The following is a 1,937-nucleotide window of genomic DNA, read 5'->3' on the forward strand; positions in this document are numbered from 1 at the left end:
GTACAAAATAAACTAGGAAAAACACAGAATATCGCTGAAGCCGCGGGCCCCATCCATATATGTAACTAGTTGGCGGACAGAAAGGTACCCGGGTAGCGGCATGACAAGAGAAGTGGCCACGCTGGAGTGGATCGGAGACGTTGATGGGAACCTGCGGATCTTGGATCAGACGCGGTTGCCCCGAGAAGTGGTCTTTCGTGAATGCCGCGACGAACGGGCCGTCTGGGAAGCGATTAAAACGCTTCAGGTGCGTGGTGCCCCCGCCATCGGTATTGCCGCCGCTTATGGCTTGTGCTTGGGAATGAAACTCGCTCCCAACGACGAGCGAGGCTTTTTCCAGCGGCTGGAGGAGGTGACATCTTATCTCGCCTCGTCTCGTCCCACCGCGGTGAATCTCTTTTGGGCCCTCGATCGCATGCGTCGCCGGGCTGACACGCTCCGCGGCCAGCCACCCGAGGTGATTCGGAAGGCATTGCTGAAAGAGGCACGGGCCATTCACGAGGAAGACCGGGCTTTATGCCACGCGATTGGACGCTGGGGGGAAAGCCTCATCGAAGATGGGTCAGGTGTTTTGACACACTGCAATGCCGGTGGTCTGGCCACCGCGGAATATGGCACGGCCCTGGCCGTCATCTACGAGGCGGTGGCGAAGGGAAAACGCATCCACGTTTACGCTGACGAAACCCGTCCGCTCCTCCAGGGGGCACGGCTCACCGCCTGGGAGCTCAAAGCACACGGCGTCCCCGTTACCCTGATCTGCGATAATACGGCGGCCGAAGTCATGAAGGAAGGAAAAGTCCAGGCGGTGATTGTGGGGGCGGACCGAATCGCTGCCAACGGGGATACCGCCAACAAAATCGGAACCTATGGTCTGGCTGTTCTGGCTCGATATCATCGAATTCCCTTTTATGTCGCCGCTCCCAGTTCGACGTTTGATTTGCAGCTACCGCATGGCGGGCTGATCCCCATAGAACAGCGGGATCCGCAGGAAGTCACGTGTCCGTTCGGGATTCCAATTGCCCCTGAAGGTGTAGACGTCTACAACCCCGCTTTCGACGTCACACCGGCTGAACTCGTCACGGCGATCATCTGTGAAAAAGGCGTCATCCGCCCCGTTAACAGTGACACCATCGCGGCCGTATTAGTTGGCGCTGCAGACAACTTCCAGGGGCCGCAGGCGGCACTGAAATCATCCGCGAACGGCTGATTTCCGGTGAAGACGACTTTCCTTCGACTCATCATAACTGTGTGAAGGAGGCAGCGGCAGGTTGGGAAGTTGCCATGCGGCCTGTTTGTTCCGTGACTCGTCGGAGTCGCTCGGCCAGGGCCTTGGTGAGCGACGCAGGAGAAAATCGCCACCGCCAGTTGTTGGAGGGTGTCCCTGGGATGTTCATCCGGGCCTCTGAACCAAGGCCCAGAACGTCCTGGAGAGGCACGATGGCGATTTCTGAGCGGGATTGAAAGGCCAGTTCGATCATATCCCAACTGATGGTGTCACGTTCCGCCCGGCAGTAGTGGCGAAGACGGGCGATAAGTTCCGGATCGTCGCGCACCTCGTGCTGGAACCAGCCCAGGCTCGTATCGTTGTCATGGGTTCCGGAGTACATCACGGTGTCCGGGGCTACGCGGTCGGGGAGGAATTGATCCACCTTTGAGGGACCAAATGCAAATTGAAGCACAGCCATGCCGGGAAATCCGAACATTTTCCGAAGGGCGATCACATCCGGGGTAATATAGCCGAGGTCTTCGGCGACGATCGGGAGCGTCCGCTTGTTGGGGGCTGTTTCTCGCCATGGACCTTCCCAGGATTTGAGAAGGACTTCGAAGAAATGGGCGCCCGGGCCGGGGACCCATTTTCCGTGTTCGGCCGTCGGATGTCCGGCCGGGACGGACCAGTAGGCCACAAATCCTCTGAAGTGGTCGACTCTTGCCAGGTC

At 58.7% G+C, this 1,937-nt stretch carries 2 protein-coding genes; one reads left to right on the top strand and one right to left on the bottom strand.

Features of this window, described 5'->3' with window-relative positions:
• Positions 1-100: 100 nt before the first annotated feature.
• Positions 101-1,207, top strand: a complete 1,107-nt coding sequence (gene mtnA / locus H5U08_RS17185) for an S-methyl-5-thioribose-1-phosphate isomerase (protein WP_297035889.1) — start codon at positions 101-103, stop codon at positions 1,205-1,207.
• Positions 1,208-1,238: 31 nt separating this feature from the next.
• Here mtnA and H5U08_RS17190 read toward each other — a convergent pair.
• Positions 1,239-1,937: 4-alpha-glucanotransferase (locus tag H5U08_RS17190; protein ID WP_297035891.1), on the bottom strand; the 699-nt coding region annotated here is incomplete at its 5' end.

Origin of the sequence: Thermogutta sp. (assembly GCF_014359955.1) — a bacterium.
Taxonomy (GTDB): domain Bacteria; phylum Planctomycetota; class Planctomycetia; order Pirellulales; family Thermoguttaceae; genus Thermogutta.